Raw genomic sequence first — 26,201 nt, 5'->3', positions numbered from 1 at the left:
TAATATGACGCTTGTTCAATTAGAATACATTATAGCAGTAGATACCTATCGCAGCTTTGTGGCGGCAGCTGAAAAGTGTTTTGTGACGCAGCCCACACTCAGTATGCAGATACAGAAATTGGAAGAAAATCTAGGGGCAAAAATCTTTGATCGCAGTCGGCAGCCCGTCGTACCGACCGAGATCGGTGAGCGCATTATCAGACAAGCGCGTATTGTGCTTACGGAAAGCAAAAAAATCGGTGATATTTTGCAGGAAGCATCCGGCCAGCTGGCTGGAGAATTTCGAATAGGCGTTATTCCGACGGTAGCGCCATATTTATTGCCACCAGTAATTGCTTCTTTTGCCAAGAAATACCCAAAGTTGAAAGTACAGATTTGGGAATATACAACCGAAAAGATCGTCCAAGAGCTTAAAAATGGCACCTTGGATTGTGGTATCCTATCGACACCGTTACAAGATTCTGCTATCGCCGAATTACCGCTCTATTATGAAACCTTCGTGGCTTACGTATCTGCCGAAAGTAAATTGTATGGGAAAAAGTTGCTCCAGACGAATGAAATTGCCGATGATAACCTGTGGTTGCTGAACGAAGGCCATTGTATGCGTGGGCAGGTGTTGAATATTTGCAAATACAGACAAAGTCAATCCGCGGATGCTACCTTCGATTATAATACGGGTAGTGTAGAAACGCTGAAACGCATGGTCGACATCAATGGCGGCATTACCATCTTGCCCGAATTGACGATTCTGGATTACGGCGAAGATGAATTGCAGCATGTGCGGTATTTCAAATCTCCAGAACCTGTGCGCGAAATCAGTATCGTGATGACCAAAAACTTCAGTAAGCAAAAAGCAATAGAAGCTCTGAAACAGGAAATATGGCGTGCAGTACCCGAGCGGTTTAGATCCAAACGTCGTATGGATGTGCTCGGATTCCGGCACTAAGCACAAGACTTAATCGCGCAATGACAGCAATTTGCTGACGTACTTCCCAATGATGTCAAATTCGATATTGACCACGGTGCCCACGGCGATGTGCGCGAAATTTGTATGTTCTTTGGTATAAGGAATGATTGCTACCGAAAAGCGATTTGTACGCGAATTTACGACCGTGAGGCTAATCCCGTCCACCGTGATCGAACCCTTCTCAACAGTAATATTGTTTAACGAAGCATCGTACTCAAAGGTGAGGAGTGTGCTTCCGCCCTGGTCTTCGATATCGACGCAAACCGCAGTTTGGTCTACATGTCCTTGTACGATATGACCGTCCAAACGACCACCTGCGATAGTACAACGTTCTAAGTTCACCACGTCATTTTCTTTGAGATTCCCCAAGCTGGATTTCAATAACGTTTCTTGGATCGCGGTGACGCGGTGCGTCTGCTGATCCTGAGCTACCACCGTCAAGCAAACTCCATTGTGAGAGATGCTTTGATCGATCTTCAAATCTTTACTGATGTCGGATTGTACAGTGAAATGAATATTTTGATCTTCCTTCTCGATTTTCAAAATCGTACCTAAGCCTTCGATGATTCCTGTAAACATGATGTTATTTTATACAAAGCTATTCATTTTTAATAGAAGAATAAATGATTTGCCGTCATAAAAACTGTATGAATGATCAGCGCAATCACCTTAAATCTCTTCTATATGCTATCCTGAGTCCGCGCTACAAACATTTTAGATGTCTCATTCGTTTTCTTAGAAATAATCTACCACTATGCGCGCAATCTGGACAGGAGCAATCGGTTTTGGACTGGTAAACATTCCCATCAAAATATTTAGTGCTATTCAAGAAAGTCAACTGGATTTGGATATGCTGGATCGGAAGGATCTATCCAATATTCGGTACAAACGAGTGAACGATAAGACGGGCAAAGAGGTTGCTTGGAAAAATATTGTAAAGGGATATTTGTTGAAGGACAAATATGTAGTGATCGAAGAAGCTGATTTTGAGGAAGCATTACCCGAGAAAAACAAGATGATTAATCTGCAGACTTTCGTCAAGGAGCGCGATATTGATACCATCTACTTCGATACGCCGTATTATTTGGAGCCACAGAAAGGCGGGGAGAAAGCCTATTCTCTTTTGTATAAATCGTTGGAAAAAACAGGCCACGTTGGCTTAAGTACGTTCGTGATGCGTACGACAGAAAACTTGGCTATTGTGCGGCCGTATGAAGGAATGCTGTTGTTGAACAAATTGCGTTTCGAAGAAGAAATCCGCGCGACATCAGATCTTAAAATTCCGAGTACCCGCATTGCCAAAGCAGAGATGGATATGGCAACCAAGCTAATCAAGCAGAACAGCTCGGACTTTGATATATCTGGCTTTCGCAACGAGTATAGCAAAGAATTGCTCAAGATCATCAAGAAGAAAGCGCAAGGAAAGCGCGCTAGCATCCGCAAAATCAACGTCGATAAGGAGAATACCAAAGCTTCTGAATTGTTGGCAAAATTGAAAGCTAGTCTGGCTTAAAAGGAGGCAATGGCTTTCTTCAAGTTGGCTTTCTGCTCAAAAATATCTTTCCAAGGATCTTGTTGCGATTCTATTCTGTTCATTACGGTTTGTATCGTAAATTGTGCAATGCTTAAATCCTCATTCACCTCATCCCATTCCAACGGTGTCGAAACGGTAGCGCCCGGTTTAGGACGTACGGAATAGGGCGCTACGATGGTTTGCGCGCGTTTATTCTGCATAAAGTCCAGATATATTTTCTTTTTTCTTTTGGAGGGTGACCGCTCCACGCTGGTGCTGTCTGGATGTTGTTCGTGTACCAATTCGGCTAGCATTTCCATAAAATCACGAATGACATCAAAACTATATTGCTCGGCCACGTAGATGTAGATGTGCAATCCTGTCGATCCCGATGTTTTGATAAAGTTGGGTACGCCGGCTTGATCCAATATATCGTGCGCGGTATTGGCTACGGCGACGACTTCTGTGAAATCTGCGCCATTTGGATCCAGATCCAATACTGCAAAAACAGGTTTTGTTTTCTTGCGATACGTGGCCAACCAAGGGTTGATCTCGATAGATCCCATATTGGCAATCCATAATAAAGTCGGCAGGTCATTGCATATCAGGTAATTTACCAGGTTGCCGGTGGATTCAGATTCTAGCGCTACGGTTTTTAACCAGTTTGGCCCGGTATTTTTGTCTACGTCTTTTTGAAAAAAACCTGTTTCTTTAATGCCATTGGGAAAGCGATTCATCGAAATAGGCTTATCTTTCAAGTAGGGCAACATCAGCTCGCCGACTTGCTCATAATAGTTCAATAAATCACTTTTTGTGATCCCGTCATCAGGCCAATATATTTTCTTTTGGTTCGATAAGGTTAGTTTCTTTCTACCGAAAGTCAGCTCGCGCTCATTCCGTATTTCTTGTAGCGGTATCACCCTGCTGATATCTTGAATCTTCTTATCGTGACGCAAAGCTTTAAAAACGGGGTGTCGAAGATGATTATCCGTTGTCCACTCACTAAATGTAACCTCCGCTATTAGTTTAGGTTTTACCCAGGTCACTTTATTTTCGTTGGCCACCGCGACCGATGTCGCGAAGGGTTTTCTCGTAGTTTTGATCTTGTTCAGTTGTGCGCTCAACTCTTGCAACTGCACATCCGTGAAGCCCGTTCCTACATTTCCAATGTATTGATATTGCTTATCCTGCATGACCGCCAAGACCAATGCACCAAATCCCAAGCGACTGCCAGCAGCTGCGGTGAATCCGACAATGATGGCTTCCTGCGATTGCAAAAGCTTCAATTTGCGCCAAGCATCGGTTCGTTTGCCCGATAGATAAGTGCTATCGCTCATTTTAGCGACGATACCTTCCCAATTTTTCTCCTTGGCAACTTCCAGAGCATCCTGTTCGTTTTCGGTTTGCATACTGTCCACCAAACGCACATTAGGAATCTTAGCCTTTTTCACCCACCGTTCCAGCAGATCGCGACGTTCTACCAATGGGTATTCTCGTAGATCATTGCCATCTAGCATTAATAGATCGAATACATAATACACCAATCGGTACTTGGCAGGCAGCGGTTCTCCGTGCTGCAATAGCTGAAAGCGCGAATTTCCTTTGGCGTCTTCTGCCACGATTTCGCCATCCAATATGAGCGAGCGTTCATCCGTTTTTAGCGCATTCGCTAATGAAGCAAACTGTTTGTTCAAGCTTTTTCCATTGCGGGAGCGTAGCTGAATATCTTTTTTAGATAGGTGCGCGATGGCACGAAATCCATCTAATTTTTGCTCAAAAATCCAATCGTCATCTTCGGTAGTGGCAGTTGCCAAAACGGCAAGCATTGGTTCGAATGTGGATGAATTGGTGGCGGTTGGGTCTGCTGCTTTTTTGTTCGAATTAGTAGCTTGTTTGCGAAAACGTGTTCCTGCTGCTTTATCCGCTGCGCTGACTTCGTCTTCTGCATCATACGCTTGCTCCACGGCGTATCTGTCCTTATGTTTCAGCAGAAGCCATGCCTTATCATCCTGCGCCTGTTTCATACGTACCAAAGCAAATTCGCCCTTTAACTTTTTGCCATGCAGTACAACTTTAAGACTGCCGCTCTCTAGCTCAGCCAAAAGTTCTTTTTCCCCGTGCGATTTCTCCAAAGGAGTATAGTAACCCTCGTCGAAAATAGTGACCGTTCCAAAACCATAGCTTCCTTTGGGTATTTCGCCTTCAAAGGTGCGGTAACTCAACGGATGGTCTTCGACCATCACAGCCAGTCGTTTGTCTTTCGGGTGGAGTGAAGGTCCTTTGGGAATAGCCCAGCTTTTTAAGACGCCGTCTATTTCCAACCGAAAGTCGTAGTGTAATCGTGAGGCATGGTGGCGCTGCACGACAAAGCGCAATCTCTTTGCCGATCGCTTCCTTGTCTCATCGCCTTTGGGCTCTTTCGTTTTATCAAAATCGCGTTTCTGCTGGTATGTATTGAGCTTCGCCATATCCAAAAAACGTTTGTGCGATTGATTGGTTTGCGATTGATTCTATTCCACTACTTGCTGTCGTAGAGTGCATGATGATTTTGTAATTTGTAAACAATTTTGCCTTTTCATTTTCTACACATTCATTGTGTATTCGTCCTCATTTTCGCATCTTCGCTTACACTGGAAAAGCATGGAAGAAACGGTAGTACATCAGGACAAAACATTTACGGGAGTCGACTATTCTGAGAAGACATTGAGGAATAGAGAATTTGTAAACTGCACTTTCTTGAGCTGTAGTTTTCATAAAAGCGATTTGATGGGCAATGCTTTTGAAGACTGTACATTCCAACAATGTGATCTTACGATGGCGGTGATCGATTCAGTTGGTTTTAGAAATGCGGAATTCATCGGTTGCAAGATGCTGGGTTTGGATTTTACCCGCTGCAATATGTTTGCCTTTTCATTCTCTTTCACCGATTGTTATCTGGACTACAGCAATTTCTTCGGTACAAAATTGCGAAAAACCACTTTTACCAATTGTAAGCTCACGGAGGTAGAATTTACCGAAGCTGATCTGACGAGTTCGGCATTCGTCAACTGTGATCTTTCCGCGACCCGATTTTCCAATACCAATTTAGAAAAAGTGGATTTCAGCACAGCCGTCAACTTTGCGATAGATCCCGATCGCAACAAGATGAAAAAGGCCAAGTTCTCCGCGATGAATTTGAGCGGCTTGCTGTTTAAGTACAATCTCGATATCAATTATGATAATCATTGAGCTAGGCATAACCTATAATTGTTCTACGATTTTAACCGGAATTTTTTTCTATTCCTATTTTTTGGCCAAACAGATAAATACCTGATTTATCTAAGTTTATAACCTCGCTTTGGGTATAAATGTTATATTTACAATGCATTATAAACTAAAAGCCCATTCTTAATAGGTCATATTTTCCTTGCGTGTAGCTTATATTTACTTTTATGAGCGCGAATAGGTAAATCGTTATAGCTAATCGGAATTTTAGCACGACCGGACTGGACGATGATAAAATAAAGGCACTCATGTGCCGCTAACTATAAATTCTACATTATGAAACGCAGCAATTTCTTGCAGGCTCTGGGTATTGGGGCTTTATCGACCACGCTAGGGAAGGACTCCTATGGTCAATCACTTATGGAACGTCTAGCTGATCGCCCAGCTGATGATTTATCCCATCATACCATTCAACGGATACGATTTTCAAACGTGAGGTTACAATACCCAAGATTGGTCGGTAAAAATGCCCGCTTGGATTTACACGGTTATGGTCCGCGCGTAGAGATTTGCATGATCGATACCAATCAAGGCGCGATGGGCTGGGGTTCGCTGCGCGGAAGTCGGCGCGATGCCGAAAAGCTCAGCGCACAGTTGGTAGGTAAGAAGGTGTCTGATTTATTTATACCTGAGTTGGGCATTACGGACCCAAGTCATATTGCCTTCGATTTTGCGTTGCATGATCTTGCTGGAGTCATTCTCAACAAACCCGTTTATGCACTATTGGGACAGGAAAATCCGATTATTACGGATTGTTATAGTGGCATGATTTACTTCGATGACCTAGAACCAGCGCACCAACCCGGTGGCGTTGAGAAGATTTTGGAAGAATGTAGGTATGATTACGACCTTGGCTATCGACAGTTTAAGTTGAAGATTGGTCGTGGTCACCGTTGGATGCCGTTTGAACAAGGGCTGGCGCGAGATATAGAAGTCACCAAAGCAGTGGCTAGCGCATTTCCAGATTGTGGAATCTTGGTGGATGGTAACAATGGGTTTTCGGTCGATGAGTTTATACAGTACCTCGAAGGAATTGCCGGCGTCAAGTTATTTTGGATTGAAGAACCTTTCCACGAAACGGTGCCAGAGTATGAGAAGCTACGCGCTTACCTCAAAGGCCAAAAGCTTAATCCTTTACTCGCAGATGGAGAAGCTGATGCCGATCAACAGTTTCTTAATACCTTAATTGATAAGAAGCTAATCGATGTGCACCTGACCGATATTGAAGAGTTGGGATTTACCAACTGGCGCAAACTGATTCCAGAATTAAAGAAAACCAATACATTGGCTTCACCACATGCATGGGGATCATTGTTAAAATCCTACTACACCGCTCATTTGGCTGGTGGTCTGGGAAATGTCGTCACCATCGAAGGTGTTTCGAGTACGTCTGAAGATGTGGATCTTTCCGGTTACCAGCTAAAAGAGGGCAAATTGATTCCGCCAGCATTGCCAGGTTTTGGAATGCGATTGCTGAAAGAAGTGTAAATGATGAAAGCATAAAAGCCATTCTAGGGTGTGATTATTTGTTTAGAATGATTATAAATAATAGAGTTTTATTTGTACATTTGTTATAAATAATCTACCCTAGACATGCTTGTCAAATCACGAATTGAAGGTCTGGATACTTGGCTTTTCAAAGAAGATATTCCTGATAACTACGTTCCTAACTACAAGTTGGAAGAGAAGGAGATTGCCATTGCTGAAAAACCGATTCACTTGTTGAACAGGCAATTGGCAACCGGAGGATTGTTTATGATGCAATCCGAAATCCGTTTTGATATCCCGACACATATCTACACCGAGGTGGTGGGAGAGACGGTGACGAGTCAGTTTATCTTCTACAAGCATGCTTCGGATAAGCTCAAAGGAAAGCCCAATGCTTTGTATGGACGTAGTCGCCACAATATCCGGTATATCCCGACTACGGCTAACGAGCATGAGATCAAGCAGGATATTGATTACATGTATTTCCTGATTGTGCTGAGTAAGGATTATTACTTCAACCTGATTGACCGGCATTCGCTATTACACGAAGATTTCGTGCGGGAGATTGAACAAGGGCAGTATACCTCATTTTCATCCGAAGATTTTTTCGTGACCCTAGAAATGCGTCGCGTGATTGATGATATGGTCAACTGCCGGCAAGAAGGTGAGTTGAAACGTATCCATACCGAAGCGCGCATACTGGAATTGTTGATGTATCAGCTCGAGCAGTTGAGCGGCAATGGGCAGGAGACCGAGCTGATTCGAGGAGATGATATTCTAAAATTAGAAAATGCCCGAGAAGTATTGCGTTCGCGTTATGTGACGCCACCCACGCAAAAAGAGCTTTCTCGTGAAGTGGGTCTCAATGAATTTAAACTACGTCGTGGCTTTAAAGAATATTTTGGGATTACTGTGTACGATTACGTCACCCGATTGCGTATGGAAGAAGCCAAGCGTTTGTTATTGGTAGAAGGGCAGAGCATTAGTGAGGTATCATCTGGAGTCGGTTTCTCGCATCAAAACAACTTTAGTATCGCTTTCAAGAAGTACTTTGGCCTACCGCCTAGCGAACTGAGAGGATAGTTGCTGGCCTCGGTCAGCAGAAGATACACGCAGTCTTTAGGAGTTAGTCCGGATCACAATAGGTTGTAAGCGTTCATCAGTAGGAGACGCCGCTACTGAATCAGCACTATGAGCAATTCTCCGATTTAGATCTACCTTGATCGCCTTGGGTACGATATACGTATGTAAAGTCCGAGGATTAATCGCTACCTCCGCATCAATTGCAAATACGGTATAAATATTTCGCGAAGTCAATACCTCCGAGGCTGTTCCATCCATTAATTTTCGTCCATTTTTCATCATCAACAAACGATCGGCATATTGCGATGCTAGGTTGATGTCGTGCAAGATGGCCATCACCATCCATCCTTTGTCGGCCAGTGCCCGAGCAATAGATAAGGTTTGGTGTTGAAAACGAATATCCATCGCCGAAACGGGCTCATCCAACAATAAAAGTGCGTTAGGCTGATGCCAAATTTGTGCTAAGATACGCGCCAGCTGCACACGCTGACGCTCTCCACCAGATAAGCTGAGCACCGAACGATCTGCCATATGGCTCACGCCTGTAATTTCCATGGTTTGCGCCACGATTTCCAAATCTTCTTCGCCTGGGCGGTTGCTATAATGCGGATAACGACCCATCAACACCACTTCTTCTACCGTAAAATCCGCACTAATATGCTGCTGTTGCATCATCGTTGCACGCATTCCCGCCAATTGTAGATCGCTATAATCAGACAAAGACTTGCCATGCAGCTTTATACAACCTTCAGAAGGCACATATTCGCCACTCAACAACTTGATCAGCGTCGATTTTCCGGCACCATTCGCGCCCAAAACTGCTAGAAACTCACCCGGTCTGATACTAAAGTTAATACCGCGAAGCAAGGTGTTCTTCTTGATGGAATAATTTAAGTTTTCAGCGAATAGCATATATGTATTGTTCGATTTTTGATGGATGCGTAAAGATTAGCTAACAATTTTTTTCTTATCTCGTATCAAGATATATAGAAATACCGGCGTGCCCAATAGGGAAGTCACTACGCCGATCGGAATCTCTGATGGCATAGCGATCGTACGTGCAATAACATCAGATATCGTAAGCGTCGCCGCACCTAGAATAGCCGAAGCTGGTAGCACAAAGCGGTTATCCGCGCCGCCAAGTATGCGTATGGCATGTGGCACCAGCAGACCAACGAAACCTATTACACCAGCTACAGATACCGAAGCGCCTACGGCCATCGTTGAGAAAATGATGACCAGTAATTTGACTCGATCAGGTCGCTGACCAAGCTGACGCGCTTCCTGCTCGCCTAAGGAAAAAGTATTTAACGAGCGACCCAAAAAAGAAAGACCGATTAAGGCAATGGTGACGAAGGGCAGGAGGGTAAACACGGCTTCCCAGTGCGCACCACCTAAGCTGCCCAACATCCAAAAGGTGATAGTACGCAATTGTTGTTCGTCGGATAAATAACTAATCAATCCAGTGAGCGAACCAGCTAATGCATTAATCGCAATACCCGCCAATAACATGGTGCCGATATGTGGTTTGCCGTCGTGCAACGAGATGTGGTAGACCAACCACGTAGCTGCTGCTGCACCAGTAAATGCACCAATGGCTAAAAGATAATGACCGAAAAGCTGACCTAAGCTCACAAATAAGACGGCCTCAAAAGCAATGATCGCTGCCGCAACTAGGGAAGCTCCTGCAGAAATACCAATTAAGCCCGGCTCTGCCAATGGATTACGAAATACGCCTTGAATAGCAGCACCAGAAACGCCGAGTGCGGCGCCCACTAAGATTCCTAAAATCGTGCGCGGCCAGCGTACTAAATTTATAATGCCCACGTATAACTCTTCGACCTCCTTGCCACTAGAAAAACCAAGTTGACTCCATAAAATGCTACCCAGATCCCGAAAAGGAATTTGTACTGGTCCTAAGCTGAGTGATAGCGCAATACCGATAAAAAGTGCGACGAGGAGAAGAAGGTAGATAACGGGTCTTTTCATGCTATTTACTGCGGTAGCGCATATAGTTTTTTATTCAATTCGCGTATAGCGAGGGGTAGTCGTGTGCTAAAATTCACTAAAAGTGGCCCATCCATGGCGATGATATTTTTCTGTTTTCCAGCTTTAGTTAGGCCAATACCGGGCATGCGTAATACCGCATTGCGGCCGCCTAAACTGCTGATGCCAAAATCAAATAACAAAAGTGCATCTGGATTGGCCTTAATCAATGCCTCGGTACTATAAGGTTTAAAATCAGAGAATTCCTGTACCGCATTGCGTCCACCAGCTAGGCTAATGATGGCGTCGAGCTGGCTTCCTTTGCCGGCCACACTCATTAGACCCACGCCTTGAGCATATATAAACAGTACTTTCGGTTTCTGTGCGCGATTTGCGATTTCCTGCAAAGCTTGGTTGCTTTCCTTACCTACTTTTGTAGCTAATCGTGCGCCTTCTTCCTTGGCACCGATGGCAGCACCTACATCTTGAATAAAGCGCTGTGCACCTTTCACAGAATATTCCTGCGTGACGGTCACCACGCGTACGCCCAATTGCTTGAGTTTTCGTTGTGTTTCTGGGGTCAATTCAGCAGGTGGAGTGAGCACCAAATCGGGTTTGAATGATAGTAAACCTTCTAGCGATACTGTTCTGTCCTTGCTTACGCGCGGTTTTTGTTTGATTTCCAAAGGATATTCACTCGTAACATCTACTGCTACGATTCGCGAACCCATACCCAAGGCATGTACCGTTTCGCTCAGGGCAGCGCTTAGCGTCACGATACGCTTCGCCTGACTCCACGCCGATGGCATGCTTAGCAGCAAGGCCGTACAAAATAGAATGATCCGTCTCATAGGCTACAAAAAAAACACTTCCGATAGGCAAAAGCAAATATCAAACGCCTGAACCAGCAAAGAATACGGATTGCATATAAGAAAATACGGATTGCATATAAGCGCAGCCCAATGAGTAGGAAAAGTAATACGGATTGCATATAAACTAATACGGATTGCATATAATGGTTTTTTAGCAGGATCAACATTTTTGTGATATGGTAAGCAACGAAATCAAAGAGGCCACCAAGGTAGCCCATCAACAATTAGAAAAAACTGTCGTGATGCGATTGAAAGCAATACGTAGTCAGGCAGATTACGCGGATGTGTTAAAACATTTTTATGCCTATTTCCATGCTATTGAGCAGGCAATAAAACCTTTCATCACCGCAGAGGTTCTTCCAGACTATGCCGAACGTAGAAATTCGGATTACATCCGTCAGGATATTGAATCTTTGGGCGGCGATATGAATGATCTTCCTGCTGCGCAGGCGCCAGAGATCCACTCGGTAGCTGCTGCATTCGGCGCATTATATGTGTTGGAAGGCTCAATCATGGGCGGTCCATACATTGTACAGATGCTCCAAAAATATGGTTTGGAGACCGGATTTAGTTTCTTCTCTGGTTACGGCGAAGAGACAAGAGAGAAGTGGGCGACTTTTACGGCACATATGAATAGTGCCGCGACCGATGAAGCCGACAAGCAAACTGTCATTCGTACGGGTGAAGCTACGTTTGCGCAGTTTGAGCAGGTATTTGAACAATCTGCTGCGCGCAAAGCAGCATCTTTGGCGTAGCCAATAGCCCATGAAAAGCAAAACACAAGCTATACAAGCGCTGCTGAGTCAGGAGGGATATCTCCTGAGCCCGCAGCGCTTGTGTATTATTAAAGCCCTTTGTGAGCAAGAGCGTGTGTCGGATTTGGAACGACTCTGGATCGATCTACGCGAATCACACGCAGTGAGTTGGGCGACGGTGCATAACACGGTGCGCCTGCTAGAACGCTTAGGTTGCCTCATCAAAACGCAATATCGACAACAGCAAGGTTATGAGATAGTATTCCCCATCTATCAGCCAAAATTGTATCCTTTAACGGCAATTTTAACTAGTTAGTCGGCGTAAGCCCATGCCAAAGCGATAGGAAAATACGGATCGCATATAAAAAAATACGGATCGCATATAAACAGTTCATCGGATAATCTGGATTTTTGCTGCATGAAATTATTTAGAATCAGTTTAAATAAAATTATGCTGTTTAGTGCTTTGCTAATCAGCTGCGACAAGGATACCGATATGCCCGCTGCGCTTGAAGATGGCCGTAGTACGGTAGTGTATGATCTGGCGGGAGATACCGGTGCATCCGTCGCCGAGGGGATAGCGGGTAAAGACCGACGCACTTTCTACACCTTCTTGTATGATCTGGAAGCCAAGCGACAAATCTGGTTGCGTACAGCAGCAGATTCTGCCCAATGGTTGAAAACAGATAGTTGGGATTTGGCATTTACCGATAACTATAATAGCCGAATCTTCATCAATAATGCGACCGATGCTCTAAATCCCGGTTTTGATGGTGCCGCGACAGGAACTGCTATCGTGATGCTCGAAACGGATTATACAGCAGTAACTGAAGCTCCTTCTGATGCGGTATTTGATCAAAGTAGCTATACCGAGATTGGTATTGCCAACGGTCAAGACTCGCCGGGCTGGTATACCTACAATAGTACAACCCATATTATGCGCAGCTTGCCTAATAGAACGTACGCCTTGCGATTGTCCAACGGCAAGTACGCCAAGTTGCAAATATTAAACGCCTACAAAGGCAATCCACCAGCAGTGACCGATCAGTTTTGGCCAGCACCGTATTTCACTTTCCGCTACTTTGTGCAGCAGGATGGATCTAGAAATCTAAGTACCCGATAGAAAAACAAACCCATGTCTATTAACCAAACCAATAGTCGAAGACGCAAAAGTAGTTTTTTGCTTTTGCTGCCCGTCTTCACGCTATTTTTCAATAGCTGCGGCGAGATTTATGATCTCAACGCATTCATCTGGGAGCCTGAAATCCCGTTGAACGATTCTGTATTTAATCGAGAAATCTATGTCCACAATCTTGCGCTTGAAGGCATAGAAAGCGTTACAGGCCAACCGCCAGATTATTTAGACCCTATTTTGTTCAGTCTGGAGCGTTTCAGTATTGTACATCCTGGCTATAAAATTAGTGATCGATGGGATATCAGTATGGGCGGTTCTTTTGGCGTCACCGTGTCGGGCAATAACGGCGCACGACGGGGCTTGGGCTATGGAAGTTCATCAATCGGAGGATACGCATTACTAGATTCGATGTACAGCCAAATACAAGACTTGCCGGCTACCATGAACATTATGGAGCCAGGGCTAGCCTCGTTGGATGCACAAGGTGCAGCCGGCAGTGGTGTAGGCCCATTTGTGTACACCTTTGGTGGCAATTTTATCCGTCCAGATAAGGTGGTCAATCTAGGTAGTCAGGATCCTGTGCTAGCGCATGAAGCATTTATGTATTCGCATATGATTTATGCCTTGTCAGAAGATCTTGTGACAGCGTTTCCGAATGCACTAGATGCGAGGCGATCCGCCAAATTAAGGCCGCGAACACTTATTGTGCGTACTGCCAAAGGTAATTTTGCCAAGCTAGAATTCTTGTCTTACTACAAAGACACCTTGGATCCTAAGGAAATGAAACGGGATCAGCGTAATACACCATTTGGCTATTTCAGCTTCCGCTATATCCTGATCAAGGCGGATGAAGCGCGCTTTGGATTTGTCAAACGACGCCCAGCGATGACGATTGACGTAAGTCGGAAAACGACCACAGTACATCCTGAAATGTAATGTTTAACCGCTAACAAACAGAACAACCATACCATAACAAGTAATTACTACATATGAATACCATAAGAATCCAAACCGTGTTATTGTGCTTGCTATTGGCCGCCATGTGCGTGCTAAAATCCTGTACAAAGAATGAATTAGTACCCTACGAACGCGAGCCATTAAATAAAATTCAGGAATACAAAGTGGTGAATAACCCACAACACATGATGGGCGCGATCGATCATGAAACTAATACCATCAAAGTGTTTATCCCATATTATACCAACCTCGATTTTCTAATTGCTAATATGAAGCTGGACGAAGGAGCCACACTACTCAGAGCAGATAGTACCGTCATCAACCTATTAGAAGATGAGCTAGATCCAGTGGCTATTGGTGATACGGTGAAATATATTGTGCGTAGCGCCGAGGGACAATATCGTACGTATACGCTTACCCAAGAAGTATTGCCACATACAGATCCACTTGCTATTCTGGGCTATGGTAACCAAGAGCGTATGGGTGCATTTAATTTTGAATTGCATACGATGGAAGATGGCGATTATGATATCAATGCGAACAAAATCTTTTACCTGTTTGGCAACTTCTATTCTAGCAGCAGCTTAGGTAAGTTTATCCTGACGAATCGTGCCACAGGTGCTACACATGAAGATTATGTACGTATCGCTTCCGTCACTCCGCAAGCCGAGAATCGCTACGTAATGACCGCAAGGATAGCCTCTGAAGCCTTGTATGGTACATACGATGTGACACTGGAGCACCAAGGCCGTAGCACGATATTGCCGCCAGTAAACATTTCTTATAAACTCAACTTCGGCCCCTATTATTCTAGCAGTGCCGCTTTTGCACAAGGAGATACGATCGTATTTGACGCAGAGAACGCGACATTTGCGAAGCCAAAGCAGCTGTATGCTCGGGTAAATAAATCCACTAGAGAAGGAGACGTACCTCCAAACTTTCCAGAAGATCTCTACGGGAAAAACTTGGATATGAAGATTGTGAGTGCTACTCGCAGCCAAATTAAAGCCATATTCCCAGACATTCCGGCAGGATTGTACAAGAATTTTCAGTCGAACGTGATCAACCTGTTTGCTATTTACGAAGAAGAAGCAGGATTTGAAGAGGGCACACTTTTCAATACAGAAGTTAAGATAGCACATCCTTCTGGCTTAGGTTTTAGCGTATTGCCAAAGCAACCTTAACTATTTCATCCATCATTCAACCTCGAATTTACAAACATGAAAATAAATAAACTACTCTATCTCATACTTGCTTTGCCAGCTCTATTTGCTGCATGTAGCAAGACGGTATACGATCAAGAAACACGCCCTTATACCGACATCATTAGCTTTTATATCGAAGGTCAAGTAGCTGGCAAGCAGCAATTGCAGGGCGTCATATCCAATGATAGCATCGTGGTGTATTGGAACCCAGAAATCGCACAACCTTCGAATATTGTGCCTACCATTCAGTTAGCCGCTGGCGCGAGCATTAGCCCAGCATCGGGTACATCCGTGGCATTTTCCAACGATACAAAATATACCGTGACGGCAGAAAACGGCGACACCAAAGAATATACGTTGCGTATCAAAACGAATCGCGAACTACCGATTCTGACAGCAGTAGTGGCTTCATTTGATAATATATTTCCTATCGAAGAATACTATTGGCGCATCACACCGAATAGTCAAGCAACGTCGGGTGTATTTTTCAATATGCTGGGTGAATATTTCTTAGCAACAGGCAATAAGGAAGATATCAAAGTGTATATGCAAAGATTGCATGATGGTTATGAGGTCGATTTAGCAATCGACCAAGCATCGATCAGCAATACCAGTCTTAAAGTAGAATTGCCTAAGTTCTCCAATCAGCTGGACACTGGTAGACATCGTATTTGGGTTCAAGTAGGTGATTTGGTATCTGAATCAAAAGATATCTTTATGCGTACACCGAGTTTACAGCAGGTGACTACCGTAGAAGGTCAGCTCAAAGAACGCGGAACACCAGTACATGCTGGCCAGAACGTTACCATTAACTATAAATACGTAGATCAGTTGGAGGGCGCAATTACGCGGTATTATGACGCACACAATTTACATTCCATTTTATTGTCAGCACGTCGCTTAGAACGAATAGATACGACCATCAATCCACGTACAGGACGCCCGCAGTACACCAATGTATTTAAAGATGAAACTTTTCACATTAGCGAATTCGAAGCGACCAATACCGAAATCAAATTTAAACTTCCGGCAGGTTTCGATGGATTTGTAGGTGGTTACATACGACTAGGTCAATTATTATACAACTTCATTAATGCCGAGGGAATCTGGACACACCTGAGTTCGGGAGGAGCCACACAGTATGGACAGGCGATACTATTTGATAATTCTTTCCAATACGCACCAGATCCAGTAACAGGAAGGCTGTCCATACAAACGACTATTGTTTCCGCAAATGCTCAGTAATTACCCGTTTCTAAAAATTATTATGTACAAACATTTCGCAATAAGTGTCGTAATGCTGGCAGCGTTGTTAGGCACGATTTCCTGTACCAAAAACGAACTGATAGGATACGATCGACAACCAGAAAATCGCATTTTATCGTTCCGGATTACCAATAATTCGCAGCCAATTGTAGGCGCTATTGATCAGGTATCCAATAGTATAAAATTGTATATTCCATACTATAGCAATCTGGATTATTTGATTGCAGACGTCACCTTAGATGAAGGTGCGACACTACACCGTGCAGATAGCACCGAGATCAATCTCTTGGAAGATGAATTGGAGCCTATTCCAGTAGGTGATTCGGTGACTTACATCGTGCGAAGCAGCGAAGGACAGTATCGCACGTATGTATTGACGCAGGAAGTATTACCGCATCGCGATGCCTTATCTATCCTAGGTTATGGGAACAATGAGCGACGTACCGCATTTGGGTTTAAATTGCACACGCCGGAAGATGGCACGTATGAAACCATTGCAAATCAGGTTTTTTACACGTTCGGCAACTTTCTGTCGAGCAGCCACCGAGCCACATTTACCCTGACGAATCAGCAAACCGGTGAAGTGCATACGGATTATGTACGTAGTCTATCTGTTGCGCCGCAAGCGCAGGAAATGTATGTGATGACCGCTCGCGTTGTACCAGAAGCACTATTCGGTACGTACAATGTGCAGTTGGAGCATCAAGGTCGTACGACTGTCTTGCCACCGATGAAGATTGCCTACCGATTACCTTATACTGAAAGCTATTCTAGTAGTACCAAGTATGCGGTTGGTGATACGATCAAATTTGAGTCGGCAGATGGCACCTATCCAAAACCAGAGCGTGTGTATATGCGCATTAATCCATCCACGAGAGCAGGCGACGTGCCTGCGGGATTTGCGGAAAGCTTCTATGGCCGAGAAATACCGATGACCGTAGTAAGTAGTGATAGAGCTAGCATTAAAGTGATTTTACCCGAGATTCCGATCGGTGTATATAAAAACTTCCAAGCAAATGTCATCAACCTATTTGCGGTATTCGCACCCGAAGAAGGGTTTGTCGCCAACACGCCATTTCAGCAGGAAGTAAAGCTCGCTATACCGAGCAGCGGTGGATTTCAAATATTAGCTAAAGGCAACATTGATTAAGATCATGAGACACACAAAAATCAGCACAGTCATTTGTGCCATAGTATATACCTTATTAAATATTGGTTGTACAAAAACGGAATACGAAACCGAAATGAAGCCTTACACCGATGTGTTAAGTGTTTACTTATCGGATCAATACCTCGGTAAGGATCAACTGCGTGGCGTAATCTCCAAAGATAGCATCACCGTGTATTGGAACCCCGAATTGCAAACACCTACACAAATTACGCCGATCATTGAGATTGCCGAAGGAGCTACGATCAGCCCTGCCTCTGGCACGCCCATATCTTTCGATGGAAAAACGGTCTACACTGTGACGGCCGAGAATGGACAAACCAAAGAGTATGTTTTTCACGTGAAGAAGACACAGGAAGTGCCGGTTTTTACTGCTGTTGTAGGCACGCTAGACTATTTGAATATATTGGAAGGAAGCAGCTGGTCGGTTACTCCGCTTACACAAGAGCGATCGGGCGTTTACCTCAATTTGTTGGGAGAATACTTTTTGGCTGGAGGCAATGTGTCGGATATTAAAGTGTATGCCCAACGAGTACATGATGGTTTTGAGTTCGACTTGCCATTAGATACAGCAACGGTCACGAATACCAACCTAAGGGTCGAGCTTCCAAAATTTAGCAACCAGCAAGATACGGGTATGCATAAAATCTGGATCAAGGTAGGAGATTTAGTATCTGATTCTAAAAATTTCTTTATGCGTTCACCGAACTTTGCTTCGGGCGGTACGGTCACCTCGGTGCTCAAGCAGCATAATCAAGAAGTATACCCAGGGCAAACGCTTACATTCGACTACAACTATACTGATCGGTACGACGGTGCATTGACACGCTATTACAAGCCAGAACACTTGCATATCGTGCTCTTGGGTCTACGCGCTGTCGAAAGAATCGATACCACCGTAAACCCAAGAACAGGCGTAGAAACGTATCGCACGATTTACAAAAACAAGACGTTCCAGATCCAAGACTTTACGGCCACGGATTCCAAAGTAGATTTCGTATTACCAGCAGAGGCTGAAGAATTCGTCGGCGGTCATATTATGTCTGTGCAATTCTTATACAACTTCATCAATCAGCACGGTATCTGGACGCATTTGAGTGGTGATATGGCCGTTCAATATGGTCAAACCACCGTCATGTATAGTCAACGAGGGACGACATCGTACACCACTATTGGGTCTGCAAAAAATAGAAACTAAATGAAGTGTAAGACAGATTTGAAGAGTGCCTTAATGGTATTGGCCCTGACCCTAATCGGTTTGCAGTCTTGCTACAAACTGGAGGATCTGACACCAGATTTTGAAGATGGCGTGAGTACCGTGATCTACGATCTACCCGGAGATACGCTAGCCACCGATGGTTGGGACCCGAGCTGGGAGAGTGGCGATCTGTACTTGAGACAGCGCTTTTACAATAGCTCTTGGACGGATTCGATCCGTTTTGTTCCTGTGGGCAACGAGGTGATCAATTCTTCACGCGGCGTAGATGTGACACGTGATGGCAAGTCGGCCGACGTTTGGATGCAAGAAGTCTTGGTTCGCGAAAAGAACATACAATGGTTATCTCCAGCAACATCGCACCCTTCGGGCGCCACGGAGAACCAAGCTTATCGTAATTCTGCCGACAATCTGCACTACATCCGCCGATCCAATACCTGGTATCAGATGGAAATAGTGGTGGATAGTATCTCCAATCCAGTAGAATCCGTGACGATTGACTGGCGTGGATTTATGCAGCAAGCGCCACCCAATCCGCAAACCAACTGGGCGTACCGCAATAATCGCAATAATCGCGTTTACCGCTACAATGGCAAAGCTTGGGAACTGTTGACCAGACCGGCGGACTACCGACAGAATATGGACTTTGTAGAAGTGCAGTTTAGCAAAAGTGGTAAAGAAGCGGGCTTGTTCAGTCCCTTTATCTTTCGCTTCGCGGATAAATGGCAACATTTCCTACGAGATAATGCCGACTCCACGCGCTACCTGCGTACCGATGAATGGGATTTAGCATTTACAGGTGATATGAACAGCATGATTTACCTCAATAATGGTTTATCGCCTTTAAGTCCAGGTAACGGTAGTCCGATTCGCAGATCATCCGTCATCATGTACGAATACGGTTACGAATTTATGCATGAGGCGCCCGAAGACGAATTCTTCGACAACCGACCGGTGAATACCATGCAGATCGGTTTTGAATCGCAGTACGGGCCAGGCATCAACTCTTGGTATCAAATCGGAAATACTTTCATCGCGAAGCCATTTCCGTACCGAGCCTATTACATACGATTGGAGAGAATCGACCCGAATACGGGCGAACGTTCATTCCGATACGGAAAATTACAATTGATCAGCATGTATAAGGGCGCGCCAGAGGTATTAACGGATGCCAACTGGCCGTCGCCCTACATCACGATGCGCTATTATATTCAGCCGGATGGCAGTAGAAATCTGCGAACCAACGATTAAAAAGCAAAAAACATGAGATTGTTTACGATTACACTGGCCATTTGGCTGGTATATATGTCAGCGGGTTTTGCGCAAGAACTCACGTTGAAAGGGCGCGTTTTGTCGACGAGCACAAGTAGCGCATCAGAAGCCGTACCCGGAGCCGAAATTTACCTATTAGGTACTAATCAAAGCACCACAGCCGAAGCGGACGGTACGTATCAGTTGCGCGGCGTAAAAGCACAGAGGCTTATCGTACAAGTAAAAGCCATGGGATACCATACCCAGATAGATACATTGAAATGGACTGGTGCAGCTGTGCTTGTCCACGATGTGGTGCTGCAACGCGACAATCAGCAGATTGACGAAGCGGTAGTCACAGGAAGGCGTATCAATGCCAATATGGAAACATTGGTGAAGCTAGAGAATACCATTATGCCAGTCACCGTGATTGATCGCCGTACCATCGAATTGATGGGAAGTCGTCGGTTGGATGAAGTGGTAAAAGAGCAAACTGGTATCGCTATTGTGAATGATATTGCGGGCGGCGCACGCTCTGTCGGTGTGCAGATGCAAGGTTTTGGCAGCGAATACATCATGGTGTTGATTGATGGCCAACCGATGGTCGGTCGTAATGGTGGTAACTTCGATCTTTCACGCATCAGCGTAAGCAATATCGAACGCATCGAAATCACCAAAGGTGCCGCGGCCAATATCTATGGCGGCGATGCACTGGGCGGAACGATCAATGTGATCACCAAACAAGATGTGACCACGGCGCAAGGAATGGCCTTTGTCAATGCCGGCAAAAATGAAACTCTCGATGTCTCCTTAGATGGTGAAGCACCCATTTTAAAACAAAAAGGAACGGTATCTGGAAACCTGAACTATTATCGTACCGGCGGTTTCAATACCAATCAGGGTACCATTATCGGTACTACGGCGCCACCGTACGACAATTATGCGGCACAAAGTAGGTTGCGCTATCGCTTCAATGACAAAAATACCATGTCGGTGAGTGGCCGCTACGGTTTGCGTCGCAGTTTTATGAGTCGCAATTTCCTAGGTGCAGATTACGAAACCAATGATGTGCTGAGTGAGCAAGATCTTAATCTATTTGCTAACTATGATCGGCGCATTAGCGATCGTTGGCGCAGCATGACTCGGTATTATCTCACAAAATACAATGCCGATATGAACGTGAGCCTTTCACAAGGGGATAGCATCAGTCAGACACGCTTCTCCCAATTGTTTCACCGTTTGGAGCAACAAGTATCGTACAGCATCGATGATCACCTCGATGTGATCACAGGTGTGGGCGGTACGATAGAAGGCATCGACCAGAATATCCTGACGGATATTGATCGCATTCGTGCTATTTTCGCCTATTCGCAAGCCAATTGGCAAGTCGACCGCAAATTACACCTCACGCTCGGATTGCGCTATGACCATATTGAGCAATATGGTTGGCGCTTAGATCCCAGCATGGCGGTGCAATATCAAGTGCTGCCATCGTTGAGTGCCAAGTTTGCTTATGGTACGGCCTTCAAAGCGCCAGATATGCGCAAATTGTATCAAGTAGCCTACAATCCAGTGCAGAATAATGTATTAGTTGGGTCTTATGCTTTGCAGGATGTCATCAACCAGTTGCGCCAATCAGGGCGTATGAGCCAGTATGAACTACAGCCCGTTTATGATGAAATTCGCGGTCAAGCATTGAATGCCGAGATGAGCAAATCGTACAACTTTACCTTGATTTGGCAAGGTTTAGACAATCGCCTTCGTGCTGAAGGTTCGGCTTTTCATCACGAAATCACCAATCAGATCAATCCCGTGTTGATCGGGACGGATATTGATGGGCAGTTGATCTATTCTTACCGCAATCATGCACGTGCCTATTTCCGCGGAGCGGAATTATCGGTCAATTTTAAACCAGTACCAGCCCTGCAACTTGCCGCTGGTTACCAGTTCCTAATTGCTAAAGACCGCACCGTGGGCGATGAGATTCGCGAAGGAGGCTTGTACGACAGTCCATTGTATGATCCCAACACCGGGTATGTCAATTATCGTCCGACGGCAAAAGATTATTGGGGTATCGAAAACCGATCCGTGCATATGTACAATGCACAAGTATTTTACACCTATTCGCCCATGGATCTGAGTGCCAATGTTCGGCTCAATTACCGCGGCAAATATCCTTTTGCTGATGTGAATAACAATGGCTACTTAGATCGCTTTGATACTTTCGTGCGTGGCCATTATCTCTTAAATTTTGCGTTGGAGAAGAAGTTTCCATCCAAGCGCATTGCCGTACGTGCAACTACAGAGAACTTATTGAACTTCGTAGATCCAAAGGTGCCATCGCAACCTGGTCGGATGTATTTTGTAGGAATTACGTATCATCTGTATCGGAATGATTAAAGTAGGAAAAGCCTTTTTGCTTGCGCTGATGACTAGCATATCGCTGTGTCAAAGTAGTTTTGCGCAGGACAAAGGTGCGCTATTGGGTAAATTGACCGATGGAGATGGAGCTCCCGTAATCGGAGCGACGCTATCGCTAGAACCCGATCGTCACCAAGTGCAGAGTGGTGCAGGAGGGAAGTACAGTTTTACGGATTTATACGCCGGATTATATCATCTTACGATCTATCATGCGGGATTTAGCGTGCTCACCGATTCGGTGTGGATCGAAGCGAATCAAACCATCAACCGAGATTTTACGCTGCTGCCCGCGCAGCAGGTGATTGGTGAGGTCGATGTGTGGCGTGATGCGCACGCATCGGCTACGCCAGATAATCTCTTGCGCTCAGAACGCGCCGCGATGCCCATGCAAATCATTACCCGACAGGAAATCCAACTCATGGGCAGTCGCCGACTGGATGAGATCCTGAAGGAGCAAACGGGTATTGCTATCGTTAATAATATCGGTGGCGGCAGTCGTTCGGTTGGGGTGCAATTACAAGGCTTCAGCAGCGATTATGTCATGATTCTGATCGACGGACAGCCCATGGTAGGAAGAAATAATGGTAATTTTGATTTGTCGCGCATCAGCGTGAGCAATATCGAACGCATTGAGATCGTTAAGGGCGCTTCTTCCTGTTTGTTTGGCAGTGAAGCCTTGGGTGGTGCGATCAATATTATTACCCGACATGGTGCAGTAGAACCTCAGGCGATGGCCTCCATTCATTATGGAAGCTTGAACATGGTGGATGCTACACTCGACGGTGAAACCTCGTTCGCGCAGCAACGCGGCGTGATCAACGTAGGTGCTAATTATTACCGTACGGATGGATTCAATACCAATCCTTATCTGGAAGAAGGACAAACCAGTCCGCCGTATCAAAATTATAGCTTTCAGACGCGTGGTCGCTATCAGGTAAGTGCCAAAAGCACTGCTGGCGCGAGCATTCGCTATGGTATCCGACAATCGTTCATGCCCAAAAACTGGGGTGATGGATGGATGTCGCGCGACAATCAGCAAGAGAAAGACCTCAATGTTTCGCTCACCTGGGATCAGCGCTTGCGCAATGATTGGCAAACCATGACACGCTATTATTACACCCGATATTCCGCCGATGAGTTTGTGGAATGGCGCGATGTAGGTGCGAGTCGCAACAGTTTGCAATTTGTGCAGCAAGTACACCGATTGGAACAGCAATTTGCCAAGCAATTTGCTAATGGCTTGCAACTGACTGGTGGCGTGGGTGGCAGCACAGAAACCATGCGCGATCAGGCTCTGTTGGGCACGAGAGATTTAGTCACCGGCTTTGCTTATTTGCAGGGTGAGAAAACGATCTTTGGTCGAGCGAACCTCTTAGGTGGTCTGCGTTATGATCATACGTTGGATTACGGTGGTCGTGTAAATCCAAGTTTAGGATTTAATTATGCCCTCACCGACAAGCTTTCGTGGAAAGCAGGCGTAGGAAGTGGCTTCAAAGTGCCAGATTTTCGAACCCGCTACTTGGTATTCTTCAATCCAGCAGCCAGTTATCTCGTAGTAGGTAATGAATTGCTGCAAGAAACCCTAACTCAGTTGCAGGATGAAGGACAGATCAGTGAGATACGCCAGTATTTGGTGTCGCAGTTGGATCAAGACTTGAAAGCGGAGAAAAGTACGTCGTATCACACCGGCTTTACAATGAAATCAGGTACTTCGTTCAGCGCGGAGCTGAATGTATTCTACCATCGGATTCGCAATCAGATCAATCCGGTGTTGGTCGCGACGGGAACGAACATTAGCCAGATCTTTTCCTATCAAAACCTACCCAAAGTAGTAAATAAAGGAATTGAGGCCAATGTGAAATGGTCGCCTGTTTCGGGATTGGATCTGCAACTCGGCTATCAGTACCTCGTATCCAAAGATTTGAGTGTGATCGATAGCATTCGCGCTGGTAATTGGCCTTATAACCAACAATTGCATAATCCGAAGACGGGTGACTCCAGACCTGTACAGCCATCGGATTATTGGGGTATCGAAAATCGCTCCAGACATATGCTCAATATTCGGGCATTTTACACCTACCGACCTTGGGATACCAGCATGTCGGTACGCGTGAATTATCGGGGCAAATATCCTTTTGCAGACTTTAACGGTAATCAATTTATTGATCGTTATGATACCTTTGTTCGTGGACATTATCTGGTGAATGCACATTTGGAAAAGACTTTTCCAAAGCAACGCCTGTCGCTACGCTTTACCGTGGATAATGTATTGGACTTCAAAACGATGTTGATGCCTGGACAGCCCGGTAGATTGTTTATTGCTGGAATCACTTATCGCTTGCAAAGGCGGTAAGGTAGGTGCGGGCAGCTATCTGCCGCACCTACGTTTCATGATTTTTATTGGTGATAAGGAGAGATATTAGCTCCAGCTGCATATTCGAAAATCTTCCACTATATTCAATACATCAAGCCAAATTGCCAAAGTGGAATAGTATTTCTATAGCCGAATTCGATATTGTCTTTAACAACAAAAGCGTTCTTAATGTCATGAACTTGTTTCTGAGATTTGTTTTTTCCTCCAATTTCAAAAAAATGATCATTGATTTGAAAATCAACCGTAGGTGACGCAACCACATCGAAAAACACGCGTGTTTGATTGAGGAAGAAAGTTTCTCTCTCGTTTCCTTTATTGGCATTTTCTCTAGCCAAGCTGTGAATAAGATTTGTATTGTCCAAATAGATTTTGCTTACTTTACCTAAGCCCCTGATGCCTTCTGTCTCATTTCTAAGTTGCGCGATCATACCGGCTTCTTCAATGTATAGGCAGTAATCTGCTACGTTATTTCGGCTAACGGAAAGTATATCAGCTATTTTGGTGAAATTAGGTTTGAACGGAACACTCTTGGCAATAATAGCAAGCAAGTTTTTTAGTTTTCGACCAGTAGCGGCATTCAATCCTGCAAATAAAGGTATATCTGTTTCTAGAGTCTGATTAATTACTTGATTTAGTCGAATGTCAACATCTTCTTCGATTGCAAAAGGGTAATAACCCGTTTTCAGGTATTGGCTAAAAAGTGGTAGGGGATGTAGTAGGTCAGGAATATCTACTTTATGATCCAATATATTTTCAAGAGAATATGTTTCGGTGGAGATGCGATGGAAAAGTTTTAGATACTCTCGAAAAGATAATCCCTGCATACTATACATGACGGCTCTTCGACTCAAATCAGAAGCTCCCTTTTTGATGTCTAAAATGGAGGATCCTGTAAATACGATGCTTAAATCTGGATGATAATCATAGATCAGCTTCAACTCCTTAGACCAATCCGGATACTTGTGAATTTCATCTATAAACAGATGTTTTCCTCCTTCCTTAACGAAGTTTTCTGCTAAATCAACCAATCTATTGTGGGCAAAGTAAAAACCCTCCGCTGTAACGTACAACGTGTCTGAGGTGTTATGGTATTGCTTGATGTGCTGAAGTATTAATGTGGTTTTTCCGACTCCGCGAGGTCCGGTAAGACCTATCATTCTGCTTTTCCAATTGATTTTTTGATGTACGTACCTAACAAACTCTACGTTTGTTCCCTTTAATAATTTATTAAATTGTTCGAATAGTTGATCCATTTTTTCTTCCTCTTAGTCAAAAGTACG

General features: G+C 44.7%; 22 protein-coding genes. 16 read left to right on the top strand and 6 right to left on the bottom strand.

Annotation, left to right across the window (positions count from 1 at the left end; translation table 11 throughout):
* The first annotated feature begins 4 nt into the window (after positions 1–4).
* Positions 5–946, top strand: a complete 942-nt coding sequence (locus DC487_RS13630; protein WP_116776516.1) for a hydrogen peroxide-inducible genes activator — start codon at positions 5–7, stop codon at positions 944–946.
* A 9-nt stretch (positions 947–955) separates the two neighbouring features.
* On the opposite strand, the gene DC487_RS13625 is transcribed toward DC487_RS13630, so the two are convergent.
* A complete protein-coding gene (locus DC487_RS13625) occupies positions 956–1,546 on the bottom strand; it encodes a riboflavin synthase (protein ID WP_116776515.1) in 591 nt (196 codons plus the stop codon).
* A gap of 175 nt (positions 1,547–1,721) precedes the next feature.
* Between DC487_RS13625 and ku the strand changes: the two genes are divergently transcribed.
* Complete coding sequence (gene ku / locus DC487_RS13620; RefSeq protein WP_116776514.1) at positions 1,722–2,480, top strand: non-homologous end joining protein Ku; 759 nt, start codon at positions 1,722–1,724, stop codon at positions 2,478–2,480.
* Here ku and ligD read toward each other — a convergent pair.
* Entirely contained in the window at positions 2,477–4,948 is a 2,472-nt protein-coding gene (gene ligD, locus DC487_RS13615; protein WP_116776513.1) for a DNA ligase D, read from the bottom strand. The genes ku and ligD overlap by 4 nt on opposite strands.
* A gap of 172 nt (positions 4,949–5,120) precedes the next feature.
* Between ligD and DC487_RS13610 the strand changes: the two genes are divergently transcribed.
* The 3 genes from DC487_RS13610 (at position 5,121) to DC487_RS13600 (ending at position 8,315) form a co-directional block, all read left to right on the top strand.
* On the top strand, positions 5,121–5,708 hold the full coding sequence (locus tag DC487_RS13610) for a pentapeptide repeat-containing protein (protein WP_116776512.1): 588 nt from the start codon (positions 5,121–5,123) through the stop codon (positions 5,706–5,708).
* 312 nt (positions 5,709–6,020) lie between these two features.
* Entirely contained in the window at positions 6,021–7,232 is a 1,212-nt protein-coding gene (locus tag DC487_RS13605) for an enolase C-terminal domain-like protein (protein ID WP_116776511.1), read from the top strand.
* 105 nt (positions 7,233–7,337) lie between these two features.
* Positions 7,338–8,315, top strand: a complete 978-nt coding sequence (locus DC487_RS13600) for a helix-turn-helix transcriptional regulator (protein ID WP_116776510.1) — start codon at positions 7,338–7,340, stop codon at positions 8,313–8,315.
* Between the two features lie 36 nt (positions 8,316–8,351).
* Here the strand turns inward: DC487_RS13600 and DC487_RS13595 are convergent, their stop codons facing one another.
* From DC487_RS13595 to DC487_RS13585, 3 genes are read right to left on the bottom strand one after another with little or no spacing between them, the layout of a single operon-like run.
* Positions 8,352–9,227: a heme ABC transporter ATP-binding protein gene (locus DC487_RS13595; RefSeq protein WP_116776509.1), complete on the bottom strand. Its 876-nt coding sequence runs from the start codon at positions 9,225–9,227 to the stop codon at positions 8,352–8,354.
* Between the two features lie 36 nt (positions 9,228–9,263).
* A complete protein-coding gene (locus DC487_RS13590) occupies positions 9,264–10,304 on the bottom strand; it encodes a FecCD family ABC transporter permease (RefSeq protein WP_116776508.1) in 1,041 nt (346 codons plus the stop codon).
* Positions 10,305–10,309: 5 nt separating this feature from the next.
* Entirely contained in the window at positions 10,310–11,152 is an 843-nt protein-coding gene (locus tag DC487_RS13585) for a heme/hemin ABC transporter substrate-binding protein (RefSeq protein WP_116776507.1), read from the bottom strand.
* A gap of 197 nt (positions 11,153–11,349) precedes the next feature.
* On the opposite strand from DC487_RS13585, the gene DC487_RS13580 reads away from it, so the two are divergent.
* The 11 genes from DC487_RS13580 to DC487_RS13530 all read left to right on the top strand — a co-directional run bounded on the left by DC487_RS13580 (position 11,350) and on the right by DC487_RS13530 (position 24,900).
* Positions 11,350–11,928, top strand: coding sequence for a biliverdin-producing heme oxygenase (locus DC487_RS13580; RefSeq protein WP_116776506.1), 579 nt, complete (start codon positions 11,350–11,352; stop codon positions 11,926–11,928).
* A 10-nt stretch (positions 11,929–11,938) separates the two neighbouring features.
* The gene (locus DC487_RS13575) at positions 11,939–12,244 is read left to right on the top strand and encodes a transcriptional repressor (protein WP_116776505.1); all 306 of its coding nucleotides are present in this window, start codon (positions 11,939–11,941) and stop codon (positions 12,242–12,244) included.
* 102 nt (positions 12,245–12,346) lie between these two features.
* Positions 12,347–13,051, top strand: a complete 705-nt coding sequence (locus DC487_RS13570; protein WP_116776504.1) for an HmuY family protein — start codon at positions 12,347–12,349, stop codon at positions 13,049–13,051.
* 12 nt (positions 13,052–13,063) lie between these two features.
* Complete coding sequence (locus DC487_RS13565; protein ID WP_116776503.1) at positions 13,064–13,999, top strand: HmuY family protein; 936 nt, start codon at positions 13,064–13,066, stop codon at positions 13,997–13,999.
* 53 nt (positions 14,000–14,052) lie between these two features.
* Positions 14,053–15,204 (top strand): hypothetical protein, encoded by a 1,152-nt coding sequence (locus tag DC487_RS13560; protein WP_116776502.1) that lies wholly within the window; start codon positions 14,053–14,055, stop codon positions 15,202–15,204.
* 36 nt (positions 15,205–15,240) lie between these two features.
* Positions 15,241–16,470, top strand: a complete 1,230-nt coding sequence (locus DC487_RS13555; protein WP_116776501.1) for a DUF5018 domain-containing protein — start codon at positions 15,241–15,243, stop codon at positions 16,468–16,470.
* Between the two features lie 22 nt (positions 16,471–16,492).
* Positions 16,493–17,641 carry a hypothetical protein gene (locus DC487_RS13550; protein ID WP_133228586.1) on the top strand — a complete coding sequence of 383 codons (1,149 nt, stop codon included), beginning with the start codon at positions 16,493–16,495 and terminating at the stop codon, positions 17,639–17,641.
* 4 nt (positions 17,642–17,645) lie between these two features.
* Entirely contained in the window at positions 17,646–18,857 is a 1,212-nt protein-coding gene (locus tag DC487_RS13545) for a hypothetical protein (RefSeq protein ID WP_116776499.1), read from the top strand.
* The gene (locus tag DC487_RS13540; RefSeq protein ID WP_116776498.1) at positions 18,858–20,126 is read left to right on the top strand and encodes a hypothetical protein; all 1,269 of its coding nucleotides are present in this window, start codon (positions 18,858–18,860) and stop codon (positions 20,124–20,126) included. It begins immediately after the preceding gene.
* A 12-nt stretch (positions 20,127–20,138) separates the two neighbouring features.
* Positions 20,139–22,526 (top strand): TonB-dependent receptor, encoded by a 2,388-nt coding sequence (locus tag DC487_RS13535; protein WP_116776497.1) that lies wholly within the window; start codon positions 20,139–20,141, stop codon positions 22,524–22,526.
* The gene (locus tag DC487_RS13530) at positions 22,519–24,900 is read left to right on the top strand and encodes a TonB-dependent receptor (RefSeq protein ID WP_239016386.1); all 2,382 of its coding nucleotides are present in this window, start codon (positions 22,519–22,521) and stop codon (positions 24,898–24,900) included. The genes DC487_RS13535 and DC487_RS13530 overlap by 8 nt, the downstream gene beginning before the upstream one ends.
* 104 nt (positions 24,901–25,004) lie before the next feature.
* Here DC487_RS13530 and DC487_RS13525 read toward each other — a convergent pair whose 3' ends face one another.
* A complete protein-coding gene (locus DC487_RS13525) occupies positions 25,005–26,174 on the bottom strand; it encodes an ATP-binding protein (RefSeq protein WP_116776496.1) in 1,170 nt (389 codons plus the stop codon).
* Between the last annotated feature and the right edge of the window lie 27 nt (positions 26,175–26,201).

Origin of the sequence: Sphingobacterium corticibacter, assembly GCF_003076635.1 — a bacterium.
Classification (GTDB): Bacteria; Bacteroidota; Bacteroidia; order Sphingobacteriales; family Sphingobacteriaceae; genus Sphingobacterium; species Sphingobacterium corticibacter.
This window is presented reverse-complemented; position numbering and strand designations above follow the sequence as displayed.